The following is a 23,511-nucleotide window of genomic DNA, read 5'->3' as shown; positions in this document are numbered from 1 at the left end:
CACTGATTTACTTTTTGCGTTTTACTTTTTTCTTTATTGTTTTCGTTTTCGCTTTTACTTTTTTCTTCGAAGTTTTCTTTTTTACTTTTGCTTTTGTCACCCTGAGCGAAGTCGAAGCGTCTCCATTTATTTTTTTTATCTCCGCATCCGCCCACATATTTTCCAGGTTGTAGTGGCTTCGCGCTTCGGGCTGAAACACGTGCACCGCCACATCCACGTAATCGAGCAGCACCCATTCCCCATTTTCCATTCCTTCCACGTGCCAGGGACGAGTGCCCGTATTTTTTTCCACGAACTCTTCCACGCTTCCCGCGATTGCCTGAACCTGCGTTCTCGAATTTCCTTCGCAGATTAAAAAATAATCGCAGGCATTGTTTGGAATTTTTTTGAGATTAATGCAGACGATTTCGTTTCCTTTTTTTTCTTCAATGCCTTTTACGGCATAGCGCACTAAACTTGAGGCAGTCGTTTGTTTTTTATTGGTTTTCTTCAGTGTTGCAATCATATTTTATAAGGATAGCAAAGATAATCTTTTTCTTCCAGAATACTTGCCATCTTTGTCCCATACTGGCTTCTATTATGAAGACGATTTTCATCGGAAAAAATTGTATCAAGCTGGAAAAAATTCATTCCACGAACAGTTATTTGTCAGATTTAACCGCTGAAAAGAATTTGCCCGAAGGAACAGCAGTTATTGCAGATGAACAAGAGCAGGGCAGAGGTCAGCGAGGAACGAATTGGCAAAGCGAAGCAGGAAAAAATCTTACGCTAAGCATTTTGCTGAAGCCAACTTTTTTGAAGCCTGATGAACAATTTATTTTAAGCAAAACAATTTCATTGGGAGTTTTGGATTTTATTTTTTCCATCAACCATCAACCATTAACCATCAACCATCTCAAGATAAAATGGCCCAACGATATTTATATAGGTAACAAAAAAGTTGCAGGCATATTAATTGAAAACTCTGTAAGCGGAAATTATTTGAGCCATTCTATAGTTGGAATCGGAATCAATGTGAACCAGGGAAAATTTTTGGCTGAACTTCCAAATCCTACATCGCTGAAATTAATTTCAGGAAAAAATTTTGATTTAGAAAATTGTTTGGTAGAACTTTATTCGTGCGTTGAGAAAAGATATTTACAACTTCGACCTCACCCCCAGCCCCTCTCCCATAGGAGAGGGGAGATTGATTCCGATTACCTGAAAAATCTTTACCGCTTGAATGAATGGGCGGATTATAATTATAAAGGAGAAACCATTATGGCAAAAATCACAGGCATATCTAAAATCGGAAAACTAATTTTGGAAACAGAGAATAAAAATTTGGAATGTGATTTTAAGGAGGTGGAATTTGTTTTGTGATTTTGCCAACTGCCTATTGCCAACTGCAACTTGTATTTATACTTCCTTCATCTTCCCCGCCAGCACATTAAAAAAATTCCGCAATGGTTTTTCAACCATCATTGCCATCATCGGGTTGAGGTCTGATTCAAAAATTAGTTGCCCGGTAGTTTGTGTGGCGCTGGTTTCGGTGAGAGGAATATCAAGCGTGAATTCAAACGGAACTTTTCCTGCAGAAGAAATTTTTATTCTCGAGTTCGGAGTTTTCTCCACGATTTTCATTCCTATGCTCGCCATTCCGCTGATGGTGAATGAACATTCATCGGCAGTGCTTTTCCAGTTGGTTACCTGCGGAGGCATCAGCTTCTGAAAATTATTGAAGTCAGTCAGGAAAGAAAAAACTTCAGAAGAAGGTTTATTGATTTCGGATTTGTCGCTCTCTATTTTCATATATATCTACTAATTTACGAATTGGTACTAATGTACTAATTAAATCCGAAAGAAAATAAAATGGCTGCTATTAGTAAATTAGTAGCGATTGGTACATTAGTAGATTAAGTTCAAGCCAACCTTCCTAAAGGAGAAACCGGAGCACCATCTTGTCCCCATTTATCGGGAGCTTCGCGCCACGATTTCAAAAGAGCGAGTTCTTCTTTGGTAATTGTTTTTTTCTTCAGCGATTCTTTCATCAGCGTTTCGTAATCGCAGAGATGAAACACAGGGCATTTTTCTTTTTTGAAAGCATCGGCCGCCACTTTGAAATTATAGGTGAAAATGGAAATCATTCCCTGCACGGTGCAACCGGCATTGCGCAGCGAAGTAACCGCTTTCAGAGAACTTTTCCCTGTGGAAATTAAATCTTCAATGATGACAACTTTTTGTCCCGCGCCCACAACGCCTTCAATTAAATTTGTGAGCCCGTGCACTTTTGCTTCCGCGCGCACATAGCAGAACGGCAGGTTCATCGCATCGGCAATCATCATTCCGTGCGCAATTCCTCCTGTGGCAACTCCGCAAATCACATCCACCTTTCCCATTTTGTCGCTGATGACTTTGATGAACTGGTCGCGAAGAAAATTTCTGATTTTCGGATAAGAAAGTGTGCGTCTGTTGTCGCAATAAATCGGGGCTTTCCAGCCGCTCGCCCACACAAAAGGTTTGTGCGGTTGTAATTTTATTGCTTTAATTTGCAACAGGTAATCCGCGATTTTTATTGCGGTGTCCTGGCTTACAATCATAAAATAAATTTTAGTTTAACAAATGTACAAGATTTTTTCAGGCGAGAAGTGTATTATAATTTCTTCTGCGGAAGCGAAAAATAGTGAGAAGAATGCAAAGACGATTTCATTTTTATCTGCGGAAGCTCTTCACAGAGAATTGAAATTATTTTCAAAATCGAAACTGAAAAAATTATTTATCACAGGAGACGAAGAAAGAATCTGGAAAGTGTTTCGCTCTCTGTTTGTTTATATTGAATCATCTGGCGGAGTAGTGAAAAATGAAAAGGGAAATTTGCTGATGATTTACCGCAACCGACATTGGGATTTGCCGAAGGGAAAACTAGAAAAAGGAGAATCACCGGGGATGGCTGCCATTCGAGAAGTGGAAGAGGAATGCGGAGTGAAACATTTGAGAATTGTAAAACAATTTCCTTCTTCTCATCATATTTTTTATGTGAACAAGGTTCAGCATTTGAAACGCACATACTGGTATGAAATGCTCTGTAGAGATTCTGCAAAACCAAAACCTCAGGCGGAAGAAGGAATTAAAATTGCGAAATGGATGAGAAAGGAAGAAGTAAAAAAAGTTTCGAATAAAATTTATTCTTCGCTGCGCGAAATTCTCATTGCTGCTTCTTTTTTATCCTGATAAATGTGGGCTCAATGTCCTGCGGCTTATCAGCAGGAGATTTAAAAACATTTCCTTTCGGGTCGAGCATATAATAAGTAGGAACTGTGAGTACCTTGAATTCTTCTTTTGCTTTTTTATAATCGTTACAATAGAGAAAAGTCCAGTCCATTTTTGGATTCTTCTTCAGGAAATTTTTCATCGCGTCAATATTTTTATCCACCGAAATGCTGACGAAGGTGATTTTATTTCCGTATATTTTTTTTAATTCAGGAATCAGCATCATTTCCTGTGTGCAGCTCGCGCACCACGAAGCCCAGAAATTTATATAGACAAATTTTCCCAGGCAATCCGCCAGCGAAACTTCTTTTCCATTTATATTTTGAAAATAAAAAACAGGAGCGGGCTTTCCTATATTCATCACCGATAATTTTTTACGAAGATTCTCTGCGGCTTTTTTATTTTCCGGTGATTTGCATTCTTTTTCTGCCTGCTCGAGAATTGAAAGAGTAGAATTTATTTTTATTGCCGGATAATTTTTTGTCATCGCCAATGATTTCAACACTACAGCTTCTCTTATTGTATCATTCGAAAGAAATTTATTTTGCTTATAATATTCGAGCATTGAAGAAAAATTTCCTTTAGCAATTTCATTTTGTGTTGCGGGTTTGCTTATCATGCCTTCCGCTGTGCCGGAAAAAAACTGGTTGAAGAAACTCATATAATCATAATTGGAACGTTGAATCGGTTTTCCCTGAATATAATTTTTAAAAACCTTTTCATCACCTTTAAGCGAAATGCTTTCTTCCAGCGAAGCAAAAGTGTATTCAATGTAATTGTTCAGGTAAGAATTATTGTAAGCTGAATATTTTTTCTTTGAAAGAGTTTTCATTGTGTCAATCTTTCCGAAAATGCGGCTGTCTTTTTTCGCAATCATTCCGCGATGGTTTTCGAGAAAAGATTCATACCGGCTTGTAAAATCAGCTATGAGAAAATTTAATTCTGTTTCATTTGAGTTTTTAAATTCTATTTCCACCGGAACTGGAATGCTCAGCGTGTTTACTGCATTTGAATCCTTTTTCAGAAAATTTATTTCATATGTTTTATTTGACTCAACCACCATTTCGGCTTTTGCATTTCCAACCATTAGAAAAATGTAAGTTGTATTTGCAATAGGGAAACTCAGATTGAAATTCCCTTTTTCATCCAGTTTGTCGGACGAAAGTTCTTTGTCTTTGTAGGAAATAAAATCATCATAAGTATAAGCGTAAATAGTTTTCTCTTCCGCGAGATAACTTGAATCAACTTTTCCCTTAATAGTTACGCTTTGGCAATTACAAATTATAAATTGAAAGTTGAAGATTAAAAAAAATATGAATGAAAAATTTCGCACGGGAAAATTATTTCAGTTCCTTTCTGATTGCAGATGGAACAAACTGGCTTGCATCACCGTCATTGCGAATTATATCGCGTACAACTGTTGAGGCAATTGCTGAAAGTTCAGGAGTAGAAAGAATAAAAACGGTTTCAATTTTTTCTTCCATCGCGCGGTTCATCTGGGCAATCACGTGCTCGAATTCAAAATCGGCAGAAGTACGCAGCCCGCGAAGAATATAATTTGAGCGAACTGATTTACAGAAATTAACTGTAAGTCCTTTATAAGTTTTTACTTCAATTTTTTTTTCTCCTTTAAAAACTTTTTCAATCCAGAGTTTTCTTTTTTCAATTGGAAAATAACTTTCTTTAGTGGAATTGATTCCTATTGCAATAATAATTTTATCAAAGAGTGGAAGAGCGCGCTGAATAATTGATTCGTGACCGAGTGTAATCGGGTCGAACGAACCTGGAAATACTGCTGTGCGAGACATTTAAGTTTTTATTTATAAATCTTCGTAAAGTTTCGTTTTTCGTTGATTAACCGAAGATAGAAAAATTCACTGTGCCGTATTCTCTTATTTCTTTCAATTCTTTTATTCCTGCAAAATTTACATCGCTTGGATGTTCTACTATAAGCATTCCGTTTTCATTCAGCAATTTTTTCTCAAACACTAACGCAGGAATGCGTGCAATATTTTCCAATTTGAAAGGCGGGTCGGCAAAAATTATATCGAAAGTATCCGCGTACATTTTCAGAAAACCGAAAACATCCATTTTAATTACTTTAATGTTTAGAAATTTAAATTCTCTCGCTGTCTTTTTTATAAACTCAGCGCTCTTCAGATTTTTTTCAATTGTAATAATTTCAGCAGCGCCACGCGAAGCAAATTCATAGCTGATGCTTCCGCTCCCGCCAAATAAATCCAGAACTTTTTTTCCTTCGAAATCAATTCTGTTACTGAGAATATTGAATAACGCTTCCTTCGCGAAATCAGTCGTGGGGCGAATTCCCAAATGGTCGGGAACGTGAAACTGCCTGCTGCGATGTGTTCCGCCAACTATGCGCACAGGTATTGTGTGAAGAGCGAAAAATATTTATGCGAAGGAATTTCTTCAAACTTATAACTGTATTTAAATCCATCCGGCCGCGAAGCGAATTTCATATTTCTTATATAGGTATAAAGAAGCGAATATTCTTTTGCCGGCTTTTCAATTTCTCCCGATAAAATAAGTTCAATGGTTTCGGGATTCAGATTTAATTGCTCATAGATAAAAAGAATGTAATAAGCAATATCTTCGGGAGTTTGAAAGTTAAAAGCGTTGCTGAATAATAATTCTTTTCCTTCGAGAATTACAATTTCAAAATGCGAAGAATAAAAATTTACAAAAACTTTTTTGCCCGAATTATTTTTATACTGAACCAGCAATCCTTCTATGAAAGCGGTGGACGAATGGATAAAATTTATATTCGAAAATTTATTTCTGATTTCTGAAACTAAGTTTTTTGAAACGGCAAAAATATTTTTTGCATCAAGATTATGAAGTGCATTTACAAAAACTTCTTCGTCCTTTTTTATTTCGTGATTAAAGCCGAGCAGCGATTCCTTTTTTTCTTCTTCAAATAAGGCGGAGGGAATCAGCGTGAATTTATTATGAGCAATTACACAAGAAACAGATTTGAAATTTAGTTTAGGAAATTTTTTTTCCGATTGAAGCGAAAGATATTTATTCGAGTTTGTATCAAGAATGGAAAAAATAAACTTGTCTCCGTTTGTGAGAATAGAAAGATGATATTGATTTGCTTTTGCTTCATCAAAAGATTCGTCAACGAAATTTATTTCAGATGCAGTTATTGTTTTTGCCTCAGCCATTTAGCTACTAATTTACCAATCTTTACTAATGTACTAATAACTACCGAACAGTTACTAATTGGATTTGATTAGTACATTAGTACTCATTCGTAAATTAGTAGATGGATGTATAAACTTATTGCAAAATTATTTTTCAAACTCACCGGCTGGAAAGTCAGAGGAGGAATTCCTGCAGGAATAAAAAAATGCGTGCTCGTTGCCGCGCCTCACACCAGCAGCTGGGATTTTATCTATGGAAGTTTCGCCTGGACTCTTTTCGGATTGAAAGTAAATTACCTCATTAAAAAAGAATGGTTCAAATTCCCTATGGGAATTTTTTTTCGTTCACTTGGCGGATTGCCGGTTGAACGCAGCAAGCATACTAACTTTGTAGATGCAATGGTAGAACTGGTAAACAGCAAAAAAGAAATCATCGTGCTCATCACTCCCGAAGGCACGCGCAAAAAGGTAGAGAAATGGAAAACCGGTTTTTATTATCTCGCGCTGAAAGCAAATATTCCCATCGTGCTTGGAAAAATAAATTACGGAACTAAAACCGCGTTCATTGGACATTCATTTATGCCGAGCGGAAACATTGAAAAAGATTTTGAAGGCATACGGGAATTTTTCAGAGATGTGATTCCCAAAAATCCTGAAAACTTTTCGCTGGAAGCGATTAAGCCGTAAAGGAATTGTCATTCTGAGCAAAGCGAAGAATCTCCTTATTGAGATTCCTCACTACGTTTGGAATGACATTTTGTGTCATTTCAACTTCGACTTTAAATTATTATCCAGCGCATCCAAAAATTCTTCTGTATATAAATAATCTTTTCCATGTTCCACTTTATTTCCGGAAACGCAAACTGCCAAGTCCTTGGTCATTTTTCCTGACTCCACAGTTTCCACACAAACTTTTTCAAGCGCATCGCAGAAATTAATCAGCGCGGAATTATTATCCAGTTTCCCTCTGAACGCAAGCCCGCGCGTCCATGCAAAAATGGATGCAATCGGATTTGTTGAGGTCGGTTTTCCTTTCTGATGTTCGCGAAAATGTCTTGTTACGGTTCCGTGCGCGGCTTCTGCTTCCATTGTTTTTCCATCTGGAGTAACAAGAACAGATGTCATCAATCCCAGCGAGCCAAATCCCTGCGCAACCGTATCGCTCTGCACATCGCCATCGTAATTTTTGCATGCCCACACAAATGCTCCGTTCCATTTCAGAGCGGATGCAACCATATCGTCAATCAGGCGGTGCTCGTAGGTAATTCCTGCTGCTTCATATTTCGACTTAAATTCTTTTTCGTACACTTCCTGGAAAATATCTTTGAAGCGCCCGTCATATTTTTTCAGGATGGTGTTTTTCGAAGAAAGATACAGCGGCCATTTTTTATCGAGCGCAACATTGAAGCACGATTGTGCGAATCCGCGGATGGATTCATCGGTGTTATACATAGCCAGCGCAACTCCATCGCCTTTGAAATTATAAACTTCAAACGATTGTGCAGTTCCTCCTTCAGGAGTAAAAGTGATTGTCAGCTTTCCTTTTCCTTTCGTTACGAAATCTGTAGCGCGGTATTGGTCTCCGAATGCGTGACGGCCAATGCAAATCGGTTTCGTCCAGTTGGGCACAAGGCGCGGAACATTTTTGCAGACAATCGGCTCGCGGAAAACTGTTCCGTCTAAAATATTCCGTATCGTTCCGTTCGGAGATTTCCACATTTGTTTCAGCGAAAATTCTTTTACGCGCGCTTCATCGGGAGTAATGGTAGCGCATTTGATGCCGACATTATATTTTTTAATCGCCTCTGCGGATTCAACAGTTACTTTGTCATCCGTCTTGTCGCGGTTCTCAATTCCCAAATCAAAATATTTTATTTCTACATCTAAGTAAGGAAGAATTAATTTATCCTTAATATATTTCCAGATGATGCGGGTCATTTCATCTCCATCGAGTTCAACAACGGGATTTGCGACTTTTATTTTTGACATAGAAAATTTTTTTGTGAATGCAAATTTATCTTTTTCGGATTTCGTCTAAGAATTTTTCTTTGATATTTTTCGCCAGCGTATTTTCCTGCTGCTTCATCCGCTCAGGATGCCACTGCACCAGCAAAAGAAAAGGTTTGTTCTTTGGATTTTTATATTCGATGGCTTCTACAATTCCTTCCGAATCAGTTGCAGTTGCTTTTAATCCTCTTCCGATTTTTTCCGCAGATTGGTGATGCGCGCTGTTTACGATTCCACTTTCAGAATTAATAATTGCACTCAAACAAGACCCTTCTTCCACTTTCACTTCGTGTGTTTGGTCGTATCCTTCATTCTTTGAATGACGGATTTTTGTTTTTTCCTTCAAGTCAGGAATAAGAGTTCCTCCGAAATAAACATTTGCAATCTGAAGCCCGCGGCAAATTCCCAGAATCGGTTTTTTATTTTTCACTGCTTTGTCAATCACTTTCAATTCAAATTTATCGCGCTCTTCGTTCACATCTAATTTTAATTCATCTTTCTTTTTCATATACGATGGCTTGCCGTAATATTTCGGATGCACATCTTCTCCGCCTGATAAAACAATACCATCGCACTTTTCCACATCCGGTAAATTATTTTCCTTGTAAGAAAGTTTTTTCACTTTCACATTTTCGGAAGCGAACCAGTTGTGGTAATTTTTCCATTTAGAACAATCTGTAATTCCAATAGTAATCATGATTATTTTTTTTCAGAAAGTATTTTTCGTAGTAAAAGAGAAAGCAAAATAAAAAGAACAGAATAAGCAGTAACCAAAAAACTTCCCATGAAATAATATGCAAATCTGTCCCATCCCCCTGCCTGATTAACTATAAAATAAAATATTATTATTACAAAAAAGTATAAAACAAATCCAAACCAAAAAATAATTTTCCCTCTTTTCATTTTCTTCAAAAGAGCAAATGAAATCAGCCATAACAATGGAGTTGCGAAGGCAATCCCAATTACGATGTAATAAATAAAATCTTCTCCAAACATTAGTATCCGAAAACTTCTTCCAGTGTCAGCCATTTTACCGGGCCGTACTTTTCCAAAACTTTCTGGTCAATGAGTTTTTTATTTCCGAGTACAATAATATTATAACGCTTGTTGCTGAGATGTTCCGAGTGAAATCTTTTCACGGCATCTAATTTCATATTCTGAACTTGCTCGTAAACATCTTTTCGAACGTCATGGTCGAGCCCGAGTTTTTTCGCGTGCTCGTAGTCAAAAAGAATTTGTGTTTTTGTAATTCTTGAACTGCGGATATTTTCTAAAACATTTTTCTTTGCAGCATTGAATACCACTTCCGATTCCGGCATGCTCTTCATTAAATCCATCAAACCTGCGAGCGCTTCTGGAAGTTTATCCGCCTGCGCGCCAATATACGCTTCGATGTAATTATTTTTGTCAATGCGATTTGCTTCGAGATAATTTGCATAGGTGGAATATGCCAGCGCTTTTGATTCGCGCAATTCCTGAAAAACAATCGAAGACATTCCATCGCCAAAATACTCATTGAACAAACGCATGGCAGGCGTGAGTTCCTTATAATATAATTCCGATTTCGACACGAGAAGAATTTCTGCCTGCGCCATATCGTAATCAATCGCGAAAACTTTATTCATAGTTGTGGGCAGTTCCTCGAATTTATTTTCCGGTGGAATTATTTTTACAACTTCAGGCGTGTTGTGCAATTTTTCCAGCGAAGCGGAAACTTCTTCCGGCTTCATCGAACCGTAATACAAAATTCTATGCTGGTAACTTGTGAGCGATTTGATGACAGAAATTAAATCTTCGGGCTTGAGCGCTTTCAATTCTTTTTCGCTGAGAATATTTGTGAAGGGCGATTGCGAACCGTACTTTCCATAATTATACATTGCCTCAAGAATCGAAAACTTATCCAGCTTCGCATCAGCGCGTTTTTTCAGAATATCAGAAACTAAATTTGTGAGCGCTTCGGGATTCGGTTTTGCATCGGCAAGAAGATTTTCAAAGAGCGCAGTTGCCTTCTCAAAATTTTCTGAAAGTCCGCTCAGGTAAACGTAGCATTGGTCTTCCGAATTGAAAACTCCGAAACTGCAGGCGAGTTTGTAAAACTCCTGCTGCAATTGTTCGGGAGAATATTTTGAAGTGCCGAGATACGGAAGATACTCGATTGCCACCGGAAGTTTTTTGTTGTGATTGCTTCCCATGTCGAGAATGTAATACATCGTGAATGTTTTGCTTTCGGTGTTGGGCGTGTAGAGCAAAGGAATATTTTTTCGAACAGTTAACTTCTGAATGTCTTTATCATAATCAATAAACTTTGGTTCAATTTCATCTGCCGGAGTGTTGATACTATTTTTTACAAACGGACTCATCTCATTTCGGTTGGTTTCCACCGGATGAATTTCGGGCTTCTCCACTTTTTGCGCAGTGGAATCGGTTCCCGTTCGTTTGTAAACGACCACATAATTATTTCCGTAATATTTATTCGCGAAGTCAATAATTTCCTGCTTGGAAATTTTTGAAAGCCGCTCAATATACTTCACGCTGTTTTCCCACGGCTGATTATCTATAAAAGAAGATACATACGAACCCACTCTTCCGAAATTATTTTCATAGGTTTTAGTTTCTTTCAATTTCATATTGCTGATGATGGAAGTTAAAAGCCAGTCCGGAAAATCTCCGCGCTTGAGTTTTTCAATTTCTCCGAGCAGAAGTTGGGTGAGGTCTTCTAATTTCTGTCCTGCTTTCGGTTCTGCTGAAAAAATTTCTGCGGAATAATCTTTCAGTATGAGCGGCTCGCAGCTTGCGCTCAAAACTTTTTGCTTCTGCACCAAATCCAAATCAATCAATCCGGCTTTTCCGTTGGATAAAATTTCTTTCGTGAGTTTGAGCAGGTCGGCTTCTTTTGTTCCAGCGCCAGCAAAGCGAAACGCCATAGACATATTTTCAGGATACGGACCCACAACATTTTTTATTACAGGAGAAGAAATCGGATTTTCCACAGGAGGATTAAATACCGGAACTGGTTTTGAAATCCACGCACTCGTTGCCTGGTCAATCCATTTTACAGTTGAATCCGGATTTAAATCTCCTGCCAGACAAATCGCCATATTGTTCGGAACATAATACGTGTGGAGATAATCTTTTATTTTTTTCAGCGAAGGATTTTTCAAATGCTCAATTGTTCCGATTGTAGTTTGTGTTCCATACGAATGTTTTTGCCAGAGTCCAGCAAAGAGCGCGTCTTCCGCTTTATCGTAATCATCATCGAGCGAGCGATTTTTTTCTTCGTACACCGCTTCAAGTTCCGTGTGAAACAAACGCATGACAGGATTCCGGTAACGTTCGCCTTCAATCGTCAGCCATTTGTGAAGTTGATTCGTGGGAATATCATTTACATAAACCGTTTGCTCCATCCACGTATAAGCATTCGTTCCTTTCGCGCCAATGTTCGAGAGCATTTTATCATATTCATTCGCGATGGAATATTTGGAAGCAATATTTGAAACGCTGTCAATCACGTGATAAATTTTTTTTCGTTGCGCGGCATCCGAAGTTTTTCCATACACGTCATAGAGCGAATCAATTTTTCTTAGTTCGATTTGTTCTTTCGAAAAATCTTTTGTTCCGTATTTATCGGTGCCTTTGAAAAGCATATGTTCGAGATAATGCGCAAGTCCGGTTGCATCACCCGGATCATTTTTACTCCCTGCGCGAACCGCAATGGAAGTATAAACACGCGGAGCATTTTTGTAAACGCTCAGATAAACTTTCAAGCCGTTATCAAGCGTGTAAATTCTTGTATGAATCGGATCATTGGGAACAGAATCATAGGCGTAATGTTTTTCAAAAAGAGGAAGTTTAGCCGGAGATTTTTCTTGTGCAGAAGAATTCTGAATTGTATAAAATATTCCGAAGAGAAAAAGAAATTGTTTCATGTGATTCAGTAAAATGAGATGTGAATATACTTTCTTTTTCAGAAATCAATTTCAAGTCCAAACTGCTGCCTTAATTTATTCAGCGCAGGATTTTTTTCAGCGAGCCGCTGGTATTTTTCTTCGCCTGTGTAGGGCTTGCGTTCGTTTTTGGTTTCGTCAACAATTATTTTTAATTGAAGAGAATTATTCTTTAACGCGCTTCTCAAATGAAAAAGCAAATCTGTTTTCACTGCGTTAATTTCATCTTCCTGCACTTGATTTAAAACGCTGAATGAAATTGTTGATTCATCTTCGTGCACGGGCTTGCGTGCCTTCAGCGTACTCGAAAGATTTATTTTATTTTTTTTCTTTAATGATTCTGCAAAAGAAGTCCAGGCAGATTCAAGAGAAGTTTCCTCTTTAATTTCTTCCGAAGAAACTTTTGTTCCGTTGCCGTTGGATTTAGGAACATTTCCATTTGTCAATCCTGAAATGGAAAGCATTCCGCCTTTTAACGGAGATTTTGTGGAAGGCAAAGAAGAAATTTTTTGCGCGGGCGACTCGGCAACAGTTTTTGACTGAGAAGCGACAGGTTGAGGATAAGGAGAAATATTTTTTGTTTCAGGAATTTTATTTTCTCCCTTTTGTGTTGCGGGAGCGGGCGCAATGCTTATGACTTCACTTTTTTTTTCTACGCTTGTTCCGATTGAACAAAGTTGAAGCAATGCGAGTTCAACAAGCAGTCGCTGGTTACGGCTGGATTTGTATTGGAAATCTGCCTTGCTGAGAATTTCTAAACCCTTCAGAAGAAAAGCGGGTTCAGTTTTTTTGCTTTGCGTTTTATAGCGCTCGCGAATGCTGGCGCTTACTTCTAAAAGTTGCAGTGTGATTTCATCTCTGCATACCAAAAGATTTCTCAGATGTTCCGCAAGACCGTTAATGAAATGATGCCCGTCAAAACCTTTGCTGAGAATTTCATTGAACAGGAGAAGCGATGAAGAAGTATTTCGCTCGAGCAACGCGTCCGCCACTTTAAAATAATAATCGTAATCGAGAATGCTGAGGTTGTCAATAACAGTTTTATAAGTGATGTTATCTCCCGAAAGCGAAACCATCTGGTCGAAAATGCTGAGCGCATCGCGCATGGCGCCATCCGATTTCTGCGCGATGATGTGCAGCGCATCTTCTTCGGCTTTCACTTTTTCTTTCCTGGAAATTTCCGCGAGATGATTTACAATATCTTCAATTCTGATTCGGTTGAAATCAAAAATCTGGCAGCGCGAAAGAATGGTGGGAATTATTTTATGTTTCTCCGTTGTTGCTAAAATAAAAATCGCGTGCATGGGCGGTTCTTCCAGCGTTTTCAGAAAAGCATTGAATGCCGCCTGTGAAAGCATGTGCACTTCGTCAATAATATAAACTTTTTTTGTGCCAATCTGCGGAGCGAAACTCACCTGGTTAATCAGATTGCGAATGTCTTCCACCGAATTATTCGAAGCCGCATCCAGTTCGTAAATATTCAGCGAATGGCCGCTGTTGAATGACAAGCACGATTCACACTTATCACACGCTTCAATATTTTTTGTCGGGTTGAAACAGTTGATGGTCTTAGCCAGAATTCTTGCGCAGGTTGTTTTTCCCACTCCGCGCGGACCGCAAAACAAATACGCCTGCGATACATGATTGCTGCGAATTGCATTCTTCAGCGTGGAAGTAATATGCACTTGCCCGACAACCGTGTCAAAAGTTTGCGGGCGGTACTTGCGGGCGGAGACGATGAAGTTTTCCATCGGTGCAATTTACAAAGAATTGATTATAGCATTTGATTTGTTAATTAGTTTTTATTGCTCTTTTTTCTTATTCGTATATTCGCCAGCCAATTTATCCTACATGAAAAATTTGATTGAGAATTTTCCCAGCCAACTTCGCGAAGCCATTCAAATCGGAGCGCGGGTAAAATTTTCCAAGCCGAAAAAAATTTCGAATGTGCTGATTTCAGGTCTTGGCGGTTCGGGAATCGGGGGAACAATTGTGAATGAACTCACGGCAATGGAAGCCACTGTTCCCATCACCGTGAGCAAGGGATATTTCATTCCTAAATTTATAAATCAGAATTCTCTGGTGATTATTTCTTCTTACAGCGGGAATACGGAAGAGACCATCAATTGTTTGAACATTGCGTTGAAAAGAAAAGCGAAAATTGTTTGCGTAACTTCAGGAGGAAAAGTTGCAGAAGTTGCCAAGAAGAAAAACCTCGGTTTGATTTTAATTCCCGGAGGAAATCCACCGCGCGCTTGTTTGAGTTATTCGCTCACACAGTTGTTTTTTATTCTATCGCAGTATAAAATTATCGGCAATAAATTTAAATCGCAACTGAAATCTTCTGTTGAGTTAATTGAAAAAGAAAAAGCAACTATTATTTCACTGGCGAAAGAAGTTGCCGGAAAACTAAACGGAAAAACTCCCATCATTTATGCCACCACTTATTTTGAAGGCATTGCAGTTCGTTTCCGCCAGCAGTTGAACGAGAATGCAAAAATTCTTTGCGGTCATCACGCCATTCCCGAAATGAATCACAACGAACTGGTGGGCTGGGCGAGCGGCAGCGATAAAATTTCTGTAGTGTTCCTGCGCGACCAGGATGAATACGAACGCAACAACGCGCGCATTGAAATCAACAAAGAAGTGATTTCAAAATACACTCCGCACATCACCGAAATATGGAGCAAGGGAAAATCGCAACTTGAAAAAGCAATTTATTTTATTCATCTTGTTGACTGGGCTTCTTATTTTCTCTCCGGGTTGCGCAATGTGGACGCAACCGAGGTGAAAGTGATTGATATGCTGAAAGGAGAACTTGCAAAAATCTAAAAGAGGACAAAGGGCAAGGGACAGGGGACAAGGGAGAAAATACAAATGGAGAAAGATAAAATTTTTGAAATACATTTTTATGTTCTGTCGGTTGAGCTTTGGGATGAATGCTGGGCAGATACTGAAATTTTAATGAAAGATATTCGCGGAAAAGAAATTGCAAGACAGTTGATTCGCTCCGCAGGTTCAATCAGCGCAAATATTGAAGAAGGATTTGGAAGAGGTTTTGGAAAAGAGTATCCGCATTTTTTAAGAATTGCAAGAGGTTCGGCAAGGGAAACAAGAGGATGGTATATGCGTTCTAAATTTCTTTTGCCGCCCGATGTTATTTCTGCGCGCGATAAAAAACTTGCTTCCATCATTGCTATGCTTACAAAGTCCATTCAAACACTGGAAAAAAAATAACCTGTCCCTTGCCCTATGTCCCCTGTCCCATCTGTATTTTTCCGCGATTTAGGATTGATTGATTACAAAGAGTGCTGGGATTACCAGGAAAAACTTTTTGAAGCGAGCGCATCCGAAAAAATTCTTGCCCGAACCGAAAACCGAAAACCGAAAACCGAAAACCATTTGCTCTTCTGCGAGCATCCGCACGTGTACACACTTGGCAAAAGCGGGGATGAAAAAAATTTATTGCTGAATGAAAATTCCCTCAGGGAAAAAAATGCTTCTTACTATAAAATAAACAGGGGAGGAGATATTACCTATCACGGTCCCGGGCAGATGGTGGGCTATCCCATTCTGGACCTGGATAATTTTTTTACCGACATTCACAAATACCTGCGCTGCCTCGAAGAAATAATTATTCTCACGCTCAATGATTACGGAATTGAAGCCGGAAGAATAGAAGGGCTCACCGGAGTTTGGCTCGATTGGACAAACAAACTGAAAGCAAGAAAAATCTGTGCGCTCGGTGTGCGCACATCGCGCTGGGTAACCATGCACGGCTTTGCGTTCAATGTAAATTCTGATTTGAGTTACTTCAACAATATTATTCCCTGCGGAATTTCAGATAAAGCGGTTACTTCTATGGAAAAAGAATTGGGAAGAGAAATGAATATGGAAGAAGTGAAAAGCAAAGTGAAAAAATATTTCGCGCTGGTGTTTGAGTGTACTATTGTCGATTCCCTGGTAACGAAGTAACGAATTTCATAACGAATGTTACGAATAAAAGTAAGAATGATTCGTTACTTCGTTACCAGAAATTCCTTTTACATTTGATATATGAAAACATTTTTTAAAATCCTCAAAACATTTTTCAAGTGGCTGCTCATCCTGCTTGTGGTGCTGAACATTCTCATTCTTGTTTCGGGGAAAACATATTTATATAAAGGTTTCGCAAACACTTACCTGAAAGGGCGCGTGACTGCCGATATTGACGAGTACAGGATTTTTGAAAACCGCATTGTGAAAACAGGCGCACCGAAAGAGTGGGCAATCGGCAAGGACTACAACACGAAAAAAATTCCTTCGCAATACCTTGGCGACATGGAGCGCATGAATACGGTGGCGTACCTTATTATTAAAGACGATTCCATCCGCCACGAAGAATACTGGGATGGCTACACAGACACTTCGCACACCAGTTCTTTCTCCATGGCAAAAACCATTGTGAGCATTCTCACAGGCATTGCGGTGGAAGAAGGAAAAATAAAATCCATTTACGAGCCCGTCTGTGATTTTCTTCCCGAATGCAGGGAAGGAAAGAAAAGTTCTATCACGTTCCGCCATTTGCTTACGATGAGTTCGGGGTTTGATTTTGACGAAAGTTATATCAACCCCATCGGCTTTGCCGCAGAAGCATACTATGGAAATGATTTGCGCAAGTTGGTTTTCAAATACAATGTGCTGGGCGAGCCGGGAAAGAAATTTGAATACCGCAGCGGCAACACGCAGTTGCTGGGCTTCGCGCTGAGCAAAGCGGTGGGAATGAGTTTGAGCGATTACGCTTCTGAAAAATTATGGAAGCCCCTTGAAGCCAACCACGATGCGTTCTGGAGTTTAGACCATGCGAACGGAGATGAAAAAGCATATTGCTGTTTCAATTCCAACGCGCGCGATTTTGCGCGGCTCGGAAAACTTTATTCAGACAGCGGGCGGTGGAACGGCAAACAACTTGTTCCCGAAAAATATGTGCTCGAATCCATTCAGCCCGCGCCCGTCACCGATAACGATGAACCCAACAAACGCTACGGCTACTCGTGGTGGATTCTTCCGCAGTATAAAGGGCATTTTATTTTTTACGCGCGCGGAGTGCTGGGGCAATACATTATTGTGATTCCCGATTCTCAACTACTCATTGTGCGCCTGGGAAAGAAGCGCGAACTTTCCAACATCAACGGGCATCCCACCGATTTCTACTGGTACGTTGATGCGGCTTTGGAGATGGAAGGCATTAATCGTTAATTGTTTGTAATAAGGGTATAAGCGATAACTCATTTTCTCATTTTTTTATGTTCCGCCCATTCGTGGAAGGGAATGATTTCGGGAGTGAAGAATTCCCATCTCGCTTCAGGTTTTAAAGTTTGATGTTTAAAGTTAAAGGCGCGGAAATCAAAATCGCGGGTGGCGAGTTGCCTCAGCCACGCGAGAATGGCTTTATTGCGGGGAGACAGGGGTATTTTTTTCTTTTCAAGATAGTCGAAATATTTGCGCAGGGCTTCAGTTTGTTTGCCCGCTTCTTCCTGCATTTCAAGTTCAATGCAAAGCATGATTCTGAAAATGCGTAAGCCCGTTTCCCATTCCGTATTGTTTTTTGCATCGTGCCATTTTTCCGGCAGCATATTCAGCGCTTCTTTGAATTTTCCCTGCACGAAAAGCGCATGGGCGTGCAGGTAAATATATTTCGCCTTATGCAGTTCGCCCAGTTCTTTATGTGAAGGAGTGCGCAGCATTTCAGAAGCAATTTTTTCCGCTTCGGCAAATTTTTTGCCGTAAAACAGCGCGTAAAATTCCTGCTCCTGCGAAATGCTGAAATCAAAGGAAGCGGGAGAAAAAATTTTTTGCGCCCCCGCTGCATATTCTCTTGCTTTTTCAAAATTACCGAGCAATAACTCGCAGCGCGAAAACTGGTCGTAAGTTATGCCGATTCGGTGTTTTCTTTTTACGGAGGGATTATTAAAAATTAATGCGAGCATTTCAGAGCAGGTTTGAGATGCCGCCTTATAATCCTTATTCCTGAAATTTATTTCCAGTTCAAAATATTTCAGGTAGTATTTTATCTTATTCGATTTGGTTTTTTCCGCAAGCAGGGCGAGTTCTCTGACGGCTTTTTTCAGAAATGATTTTACTTTTTGTTCATTCCCCGCATTTTTTTCTGAAACAAAAATCAGTTTATAATAATAATTAGTTGCTTTTGCATTTGCGCGGTGACATTCTCTGTAAAATCCGGCTTCAGAAACAATTTTATCAAACTCCTTTTCTCCTTCTTTAAAATTATATATCCAATTCTTAGTATCAAGATGCTCTGCCAGTGTTTCATAAAATTCAAACTTTTTGCTTTCAGAAATAATTTCTTCAATGAGTTGGCGCGCAATTTCCGAAGCGTTGTTATGAAAAAAAAGCAACCTGCTTATAGCCGCTTTCTTCCTCACCCTGAAAGCCGCCCAGTCCATTTCATCGAGCATTTCTTTTTTCTCATAGTTCAATTCGGTGCAAAGGCAGTCAAAAATTTTTTGCTTCAGCCGCCAGCAGAGTTTGCGGAACTTGCCCTGTTTATTGCGCCCGCTGCCGTAAATAAAAAGGCAGGCATCGGCAGCGGTGGCGGTTTTCCGTTTATGCAGCAGGTAATTGAAAAGTTTCAGCGGCAGCGTGGCTTCGTGGCGGTTTTCATCCGTAAAAAGCAGGAGGTATTTTTTCATTACTTCTGTGTCTTTGGGCGGCAAATTTTGTATCAACTGTTCGAGCGCAAGCATGCGGCAGGCATTTATGTTTTTCAAAAATAGGAAACAATCAGGGGTTCCGGCAACAAATTCTCCAACTGAATTTCATAGGGAAATGTCCCCGACCTGTCTTTTTTCTCCAAATCATTTTCAAAACTTTATTATTCCTTTGTCAATAAAACAAAGCAATGCGGCTTATTCAAACTGAAAAAATATTTTATACAATCCAAAATCACCGAATACAAAAAAATCCTGAACATTAATCTTTAAACCCAACTATTTTATGAAACTCAGCATCCGCAAAGCAAAAGTATCGTTCGAGTTCAAAGAAATGAGCGCTGATGCGCTCGCCACCTTTGGCGATGGCACCGTGCAGGGGCTTACCGGCAACAGTAATTTTCCAAGCCCGCCCATTGCCCTGTTGCCGGCTACCACCGCGGGAACTGTTTCCAACCTGATTGCCAACCTGCGCGCCACGCTCACAAAAATTGCTTCGGGCGACCGCGCCACCGCCACCACAAAACTGGAGCACGAGCAAGCCACCGCCCTCATGCTCGCCCTCACTTCCAACGGGCATTATGTGGAAGACCACGCAAACGACCTGGGAGCAGGCGATGTAAACAAAGCCGAACAATTAATTCTTACCACGGGCTATAAACTAAAAAAGAAACCCGAACTGCACCCGCGCGATTTTGAACTGGTGGACAGCGGACCCGGCTGGGAGCATTACCGCGTGAAAAAAGCCCGCAAAGGAAATGAAGGGCATATCTGGCGCTACGGCACCACCCCGCAAAAAGGCACACCGCCCGCAACGGTTATTCTCCGCTTTACCCTCGAAGCCGATATTATTATTTCCGACCTTGCCGCAGGCACCATCGTGGGCATTCAGCACACCAGCATTCTGCCCGTTTCGCATACCAAAAAAACCAGCGCGGCAACTACGCAAACCAGCAAAGCCGCCTCTTCCGTTCCGGCAAACAAGGCGAAGCATCCGGTTTACAGCCACACCAATGCAGACCCCTACCTATGGACGGATTTTCTTTATACGGGAGTTATGTAGCAGGTGCAGGGAAATAAGGATACAGGGTATAAGGATATAAGGAAATAATCGGAATTTGAAGAAAAAGCAAGGTTTTCGCAATGAATGCTCAACAGACCTACAGAGGAAACAAGCAGACCTGCAGGGGAAATGCTCCGAACAGCAGGAATCAAGCCGGGTATTGGAGGGAAAATGATTTTTCCTTGAGCAATAATGAACATGCCTGCGGAGGAAATGATTTTTCCTCGGGTGAAAACAAAGATTCCCGCAGGAGAAATGAAGATTCCTGCAGAGAAAAATTTTTTCTTGCCTCAAAAAACAACATTCCTGCAGGAATAATAAACAGACCTTCAGAGGAACTATTTTTCCCTATGAGGAAAACCAATTTTCCTGCAGGAGTTGGCGTGATTCCCTGAGGTGTGACGGCAATGCGTAAAATGAAAAATAATAACCAGCCCTGATTCTTATCGGGGCATAAAACCAAACAACAATGAAAACAATTACACAATTCAAAACAATTACTGCAATTATTTTTGCAGCAACAATTTTCTTTTGCGCGTACAACGCACAGGGGCAAACGCACGGCAGCGGCACCATTAGTAATAGTGCCGGATGCAGCAATGCAAATGACGGTGGAACTATCGGCAACACCTCTGTCGGATGCAATTCAGGAAAAGCAGGAATGACAGGAGGAAAAAATACAGCCATAGGAGAAAATGCAGGCAATTCACTCACTACTGGCTCAAACAATACTTTTGTGGGGGATAGTTGCGGCTTCAATACCAATTTTACTAATGCAAGTGGTGCTGGCAGCCGCAATACAGCGGTAGGCGGCTCGGCTTTATTTACCAGCGAGAAAGTTTCTGCTAACGGGCTTGAGCACGATAACACGGCTGTTGGATATACAGCCATGTATTTATCTGATGGTGCTTATGAAAATACGGCTGTAGGTTCTCAGGCAATGTATAGAAATGTGTATGGACTCGAAAATACAGCCATTGGATTTCAGGCATTATATAATTGCATAGGGTCAAACGGCTCTCCTTACGATGGGTGGGAAAATACCGCTGTTGGAAGGCATGCCTTGCTGCAAACTACCACGGGTAAGCGAAATACGGCAGTGGGAGACGATGCGCAAATTAACAACACCACAGGCAGCAGCAACATAGCCATGGGAAGCGAAGCGCTGGGAAATAACAAAACAGGAGCAAATAATACAGTAGCCGGATATCAAGCAGGCGAGGGAGTAAACAGCCAGAGTGATATCAGCAACAATTCTCTTTTTGGATATAAGGCAGGCACTGCTCTTTTAACCGGAGGCGATGCCAATGTAGCAGTGGGCAGTTCCGCGCTGCTGAACACCACCACCGGCACTGACAACGTAACCGTTGGGGCATATTCATTGCTGACAAATGCTACCGGCACCGTCAATGTTGTAGTAGGCGATTCTGCTGCGTATTATGCTACAGGCAGCAGCAATGCTATTCTGGGTCATGCAGCGGGTTTGGGAGCAACGGGCAGCAGCAGCTATATCAATAATACTATTGTTGGATTCATGGCGGGCTATCATCATACTACGGCAAGAGACGGCACTTTTTTGGGTTATCTTTCAGGATACAATACAACCTCCGGCACGGATAATGTTTTTCTTGGCAGCAGCGCTGGATACACCACCTCTACCGGGGGAAACAATGTTTTTATCGGCTACCAGTGTGGCTACAAGAATACTACCAACGGGGCAAATGTTTTTGCAGGGTATCAGGCGGGCTATAACAATACGGGGGCAAGCAACACTTTTATCGGGCAAAACAGCGGGTTTAGCAACACCACCGGAGCAAATAATGTGGCGATGGGGCTTGCGGCAATGTATACCAGTGCAACAGGAAGCAACAATACCTGTGTGGGTTATGGCGCGGGTGATGGTTCTGCCGGAAGCAGTTACAGCAACAATTCTTTCTTTGGTTTTAAAGCCGGTTTCACTAATTCAACAGGCGCTTCTAACACTGCAGTTGGCTATCAGGCGGGCTATACAAATGCAACATCAAGTTTCAATGTGTTTGTGGGCAGGGAAGCCGGTTTTCTTACCACAGCGGGAGCCAACTCATTCCTTGGCTACCATGCGGGATACAGCAATGCAGGCGGAGCAGACAATACTTTTTTAGGTTACAGCGCTGCAAACAGCAACACTTCGGGTGGTGATAATGTTGCGGTGGGTTATCTGACAGGTTCTGCAATGACAACGGGCAGCGCAAATACTTTTGTAGGTGAAATCGCGGGGGCAACTGTTACAACCGGCACTAACAACACCTGCGTGGGGTATGGTGCGGATGTTTGCGGAACTTGCAGCGGCTTAACCGATGCTTCTGCAATTGGATATAATGCAATTGTAAGCAACAGCCATGAAGTTCATTTAGGAGCAACTACTGTTACTAGTGTCTGCGGCACTGTAGCATATACTGTTTGTTCAGATGCCCGCTTTAAATTTAATGTTAAGGAAGATGTAAAAGGTTTGGAGTTTATCAATAAACTTCGACCTGTTACGTATCAAATGGACACGAAAAAACTAGATGATTTCCTGATTCAAAATATGCCAGATAGTTTGAAAACTAAACATCAGTTAGGAATGGATTTTTCACCGTCTCAAAAAATTGTTCATGCTGGATTTATTGCTCAGGAAGTAGAAAAAGCGGGAAAAGATTGCGGTTTTAATTCTTCAATTGTAGAAGTGCCTGACGATATAAGCCATGAACACTACGCTTTATCATATGAGGAAATTGTTGTTCCTTTAGTTAAAGCAGTTCAGGAGTTAAATAATAGAATTGATAGTTTGACAAACTCGAAAAATGAGCGCACTAATAATAGTGGAGGAGATAAGAACACCGGTAATTCTGTAACTACTATTAATGTTCAACTTGCTAACAATTGTGTACTTTATCAGAATGAGCCAAATCCAATGAATGAGTCAACAACGATTCGTTATTTCATTCCTGAAAATGTAACAGGCGCTTACATTGTATTCTATGACTTTTACGGAAAGGAAATAAAGAGGGTGGAAATTAAAGAAACAGGAAATGGAAAAGTTGAAGCCGATACACAAAATTTAATGGGGGGCATGTATTCTTACTCTCTTATAGTGAATGGGAAAGTAATTGATACAAAGAAGATGGAGAAAAATCAGTAACAAATCATTCTTTTAGGACTTTCGCAACAAAGGTAAAAAACATTCGGAATAAACAAGCAGATGTTGAAAAGATAAAATCAGGCAGAGAGATAGCAAGGGCAAAATAAATCATCATAGCGGTTCACCAAAACGAACTTCTATGAAAACAACATTGCAACTTTATGGACAGTATTTAATGACCACACCGATTAATTACACCTGCACCAATCTG

Annotated in this window: 22 protein-coding genes; 10 read left to right on the top strand and 12 right to left on the bottom strand. The window is 40.3% G+C overall.

Going from position 1 to position 23,511, the window contains the following annotated elements; genetic code table 11:
* Positions 1–7: 7 nt before the first annotated feature.
* Positions 8–505, bottom strand: a complete 498-nt coding sequence (rsfS, locus tag HY063_13580; GenBank protein ID MBI3502817.1) for a ribosome silencing factor — start codon at positions 503–505, stop codon at positions 8–10.
* A gap of 74 nt (positions 506–579) precedes the next feature.
* Between rsfS and HY063_13575 the strand changes: the two genes are divergently transcribed.
* Positions 580–1,362 (top strand): biotin--[acetyl-CoA-carboxylase] ligase, encoded by a 783-nt coding sequence (locus HY063_13575; protein MBI3502816.1) that lies wholly within the window; start codon positions 580–582, stop codon positions 1,360–1,362.
* Between the two features lie 36 nt (positions 1,363–1,398).
* Here the strand turns inward: HY063_13575 and HY063_13570 are convergent, their stop codons facing one another.
* Together HY063_13570 and HY063_13565 are read right to left on the bottom strand one after the other, a co-directional pair.
* Positions 1,399–1,791 carry an SRPBCC family protein gene (locus HY063_13570; protein ID MBI3502815.1) on the bottom strand — a complete coding sequence of 131 codons (393 nt, stop codon included), beginning with the start codon at positions 1,789–1,791 and terminating at the stop codon, positions 1,399–1,401.
* A 110-nt stretch (positions 1,792–1,901) separates the two neighbouring features.
* A complete protein-coding gene (locus HY063_13565; protein MBI3502814.1) occupies positions 1,902–2,579 on the bottom strand; it encodes an orotate phosphoribosyltransferase in 678 nt (225 codons plus the stop codon).
* A 22-nt stretch (positions 2,580–2,601) separates the two neighbouring features.
* Here HY063_13565 and HY063_13560 point away from each other — a divergent pair, with 22 nt between their 5' ends.
* Positions 2,602–3,210: an NUDIX domain-containing protein gene (locus tag HY063_13560; protein ID MBI3502813.1), complete on the top strand. Its 609-nt coding sequence runs from the start codon at positions 2,602–2,604 to the stop codon at positions 3,208–3,210.
* Here HY063_13560 and HY063_13555 read toward each other — a convergent pair.
* The 4 genes from HY063_13555 to HY063_13540 are packed head-to-tail and all read right to left on the bottom strand — an operon-like array spanning position 3,185 to position 6,437.
* Positions 3,185–4,582 (bottom strand): TlpA family protein disulfide reductase, encoded by a 1,398-nt coding sequence (locus HY063_13555; protein MBI3502812.1) that lies wholly within the window; start codon positions 4,580–4,582, stop codon positions 3,185–3,187. The genes HY063_13560 and HY063_13555 overlap by 26 nt on opposite strands.
* Before the next feature lie 7 nt (positions 4,583–4,589).
* Positions 4,590–5,057 (bottom strand): pantetheine-phosphate adenylyltransferase, encoded by a 468-nt coding sequence (coaD, locus tag HY063_13550; GenBank protein ID MBI3502811.1) that lies wholly within the window; start codon positions 5,055–5,057, stop codon positions 4,590–4,592.
* A 46-nt stretch (positions 5,058–5,103) separates the two neighbouring features.
* On the bottom strand, positions 5,104–5,634 hold the full coding sequence (rsmD, locus tag HY063_13545) for a 16S rRNA (guanine(966)-N(2))-methyltransferase RsmD (GenBank protein MBI3502810.1): 531 nt from the start codon (positions 5,632–5,634) through the stop codon (positions 5,104–5,106).
* A complete protein-coding gene (locus HY063_13540; protein ID MBI3502809.1) occupies positions 5,625–6,437 on the bottom strand; it encodes a DUF3822 family protein in 813 nt (270 codons plus the stop codon). Before HY063_13540 ends, rsmD begins: the two co-directional genes overlap by 10 nt.
* Positions 6,438–6,542: 105 nt before the next feature.
* Between HY063_13540 and HY063_13535 the strand changes: the two genes are divergently transcribed.
* Complete coding sequence (locus HY063_13535; protein MBI3502808.1) at positions 6,543–7,103, top strand: 1-acyl-sn-glycerol-3-phosphate acyltransferase; 561 nt, start codon at positions 6,543–6,545, stop codon at positions 7,101–7,103.
* Positions 7,104–7,178: 75 nt separating this feature from the next.
* Here HY063_13535 and HY063_13530 read toward each other — a convergent pair whose 3' ends face one another.
* The 4 genes from HY063_13530 to HY063_13515 all read right to left on the bottom strand — a co-directional run bounded on the left by HY063_13530 (position 7,179) and on the right by HY063_13515 (position 14,118).
* Complete coding sequence (locus tag HY063_13530) at positions 7,179–8,405, bottom strand: isocitrate dehydrogenase (NADP(+)) (protein ID MBI3502807.1); 1,227 nt, start codon at positions 8,403–8,405, stop codon at positions 7,179–7,181.
* A gap of 25 nt (positions 8,406–8,430) precedes the next feature.
* On the bottom strand, positions 8,431–9,120 hold the full coding sequence (locus HY063_13525; GenBank protein MBI3502806.1) for a gamma-glutamyl-gamma-aminobutyrate hydrolase family protein: 690 nt from the start codon (positions 9,118–9,120) through the stop codon (positions 8,431–8,433).
* 298 nt (positions 9,121–9,418) lie between these two features.
* Positions 9,419–12,349 carry an insulinase family protein gene (locus HY063_13520; GenBank protein ID MBI3502805.1) on the bottom strand — a complete coding sequence of 977 codons (2,931 nt, stop codon included), beginning with the start codon at positions 12,347–12,349 and terminating at the stop codon, positions 9,419–9,421.
* Between the two features lie 38 nt (positions 12,350–12,387).
* Positions 12,388–14,118 (bottom strand): DNA polymerase III subunit gamma/tau, encoded by a 1,731-nt coding sequence (locus tag HY063_13515; GenBank protein MBI3502804.1) that lies wholly within the window; start codon positions 14,116–14,118, stop codon positions 12,388–12,390.
* A 100-nt stretch (positions 14,119–14,218) separates the two neighbouring features.
* On the opposite strand from HY063_13515, the gene HY063_13510 reads away from it, so the two are divergent.
* From HY063_13510 to HY063_13495, 4 genes are all read left to right on the top strand, one after another.
* Positions 14,219–15,199 carry a bifunctional phosphoglucose/phosphomannose isomerase gene (locus HY063_13510; GenBank protein ID MBI3502803.1) on the top strand — a complete coding sequence of 327 codons (981 nt, stop codon included), beginning with the start codon at positions 14,219–14,221 and terminating at the stop codon, positions 15,197–15,199.
* Between the two features lie 45 nt (positions 15,200–15,244).
* Complete coding sequence (locus HY063_13505) at positions 15,245–15,604, top strand: four helix bundle protein (protein MBI3502802.1); 360 nt, start codon at positions 15,245–15,247, stop codon at positions 15,602–15,604.
* Between the two features lie 15 nt (positions 15,605–15,619).
* Positions 15,620–16,342, top strand: a complete 723-nt coding sequence (gene lipB, locus HY063_13500; protein ID MBI3502801.1) for a lipoyl(octanoyl) transferase LipB — start codon at positions 15,620–15,622, stop codon at positions 16,340–16,342.
* 81 nt (positions 16,343–16,423) lie between these two features.
* Positions 16,424–17,605: a serine hydrolase gene (locus HY063_13495; protein ID MBI3502800.1), complete on the top strand. Its 1,182-nt coding sequence runs from the start codon at positions 16,424–16,426 to the stop codon at positions 17,603–17,605.
* Positions 17,606–17,634: 29 nt separating this feature from the next.
* On the opposite strand, the gene HY063_13490 is transcribed toward HY063_13495, so the two are convergent.
* Entirely contained in the window at positions 17,635–19,137 is a 1,503-nt protein-coding gene (locus tag HY063_13490) for a hypothetical protein (protein ID MBI3502799.1), read from the bottom strand.
* A gap of 226 nt (positions 19,138–19,363) precedes the next feature.
* On the opposite strand from HY063_13490, the gene HY063_13485 reads away from it, so the two are divergent.
* The 3 genes from HY063_13485 to HY063_13475 all read left to right on the top strand — a co-directional run bounded on the left by HY063_13485 (position 19,364) and on the right by HY063_13475 (position 23,300).
* On the top strand, positions 19,364–20,140 hold the full coding sequence (locus HY063_13485) for a hypothetical protein (protein MBI3502798.1): 777 nt from the start codon (positions 19,364–19,366) through the stop codon (positions 20,138–20,140).
* An 80-nt stretch (positions 20,141–20,220) separates the two neighbouring features.
* On the top strand, positions 20,221–20,535 hold the full coding sequence (locus HY063_13480; protein ID MBI3502797.1) for a hypothetical protein: 315 nt from the start codon (positions 20,221–20,223) through the stop codon (positions 20,533–20,535).
* A gap of 74 nt (positions 20,536–20,609) precedes the next feature.
* Complete coding sequence (locus HY063_13475) at positions 20,610–23,300, top strand: tail fiber domain-containing protein (protein MBI3502796.1); 2,691 nt, start codon at positions 20,610–20,612, stop codon at positions 23,298–23,300.
* Positions 23,301–23,511: the final 211 nt, after the last annotated feature.

Source organism: Bacteroidota bacterium (assembly GCA_016195025.1).
GTDB lineage: Bacteria > Bacteroidota > Bacteroidia > Palsa-948 > Palsa-948 > Palsa-948.
Note: the sequence above shows the minus strand (reverse complement) of the source record. Positions and strands in the feature narration are given on the sequence as shown.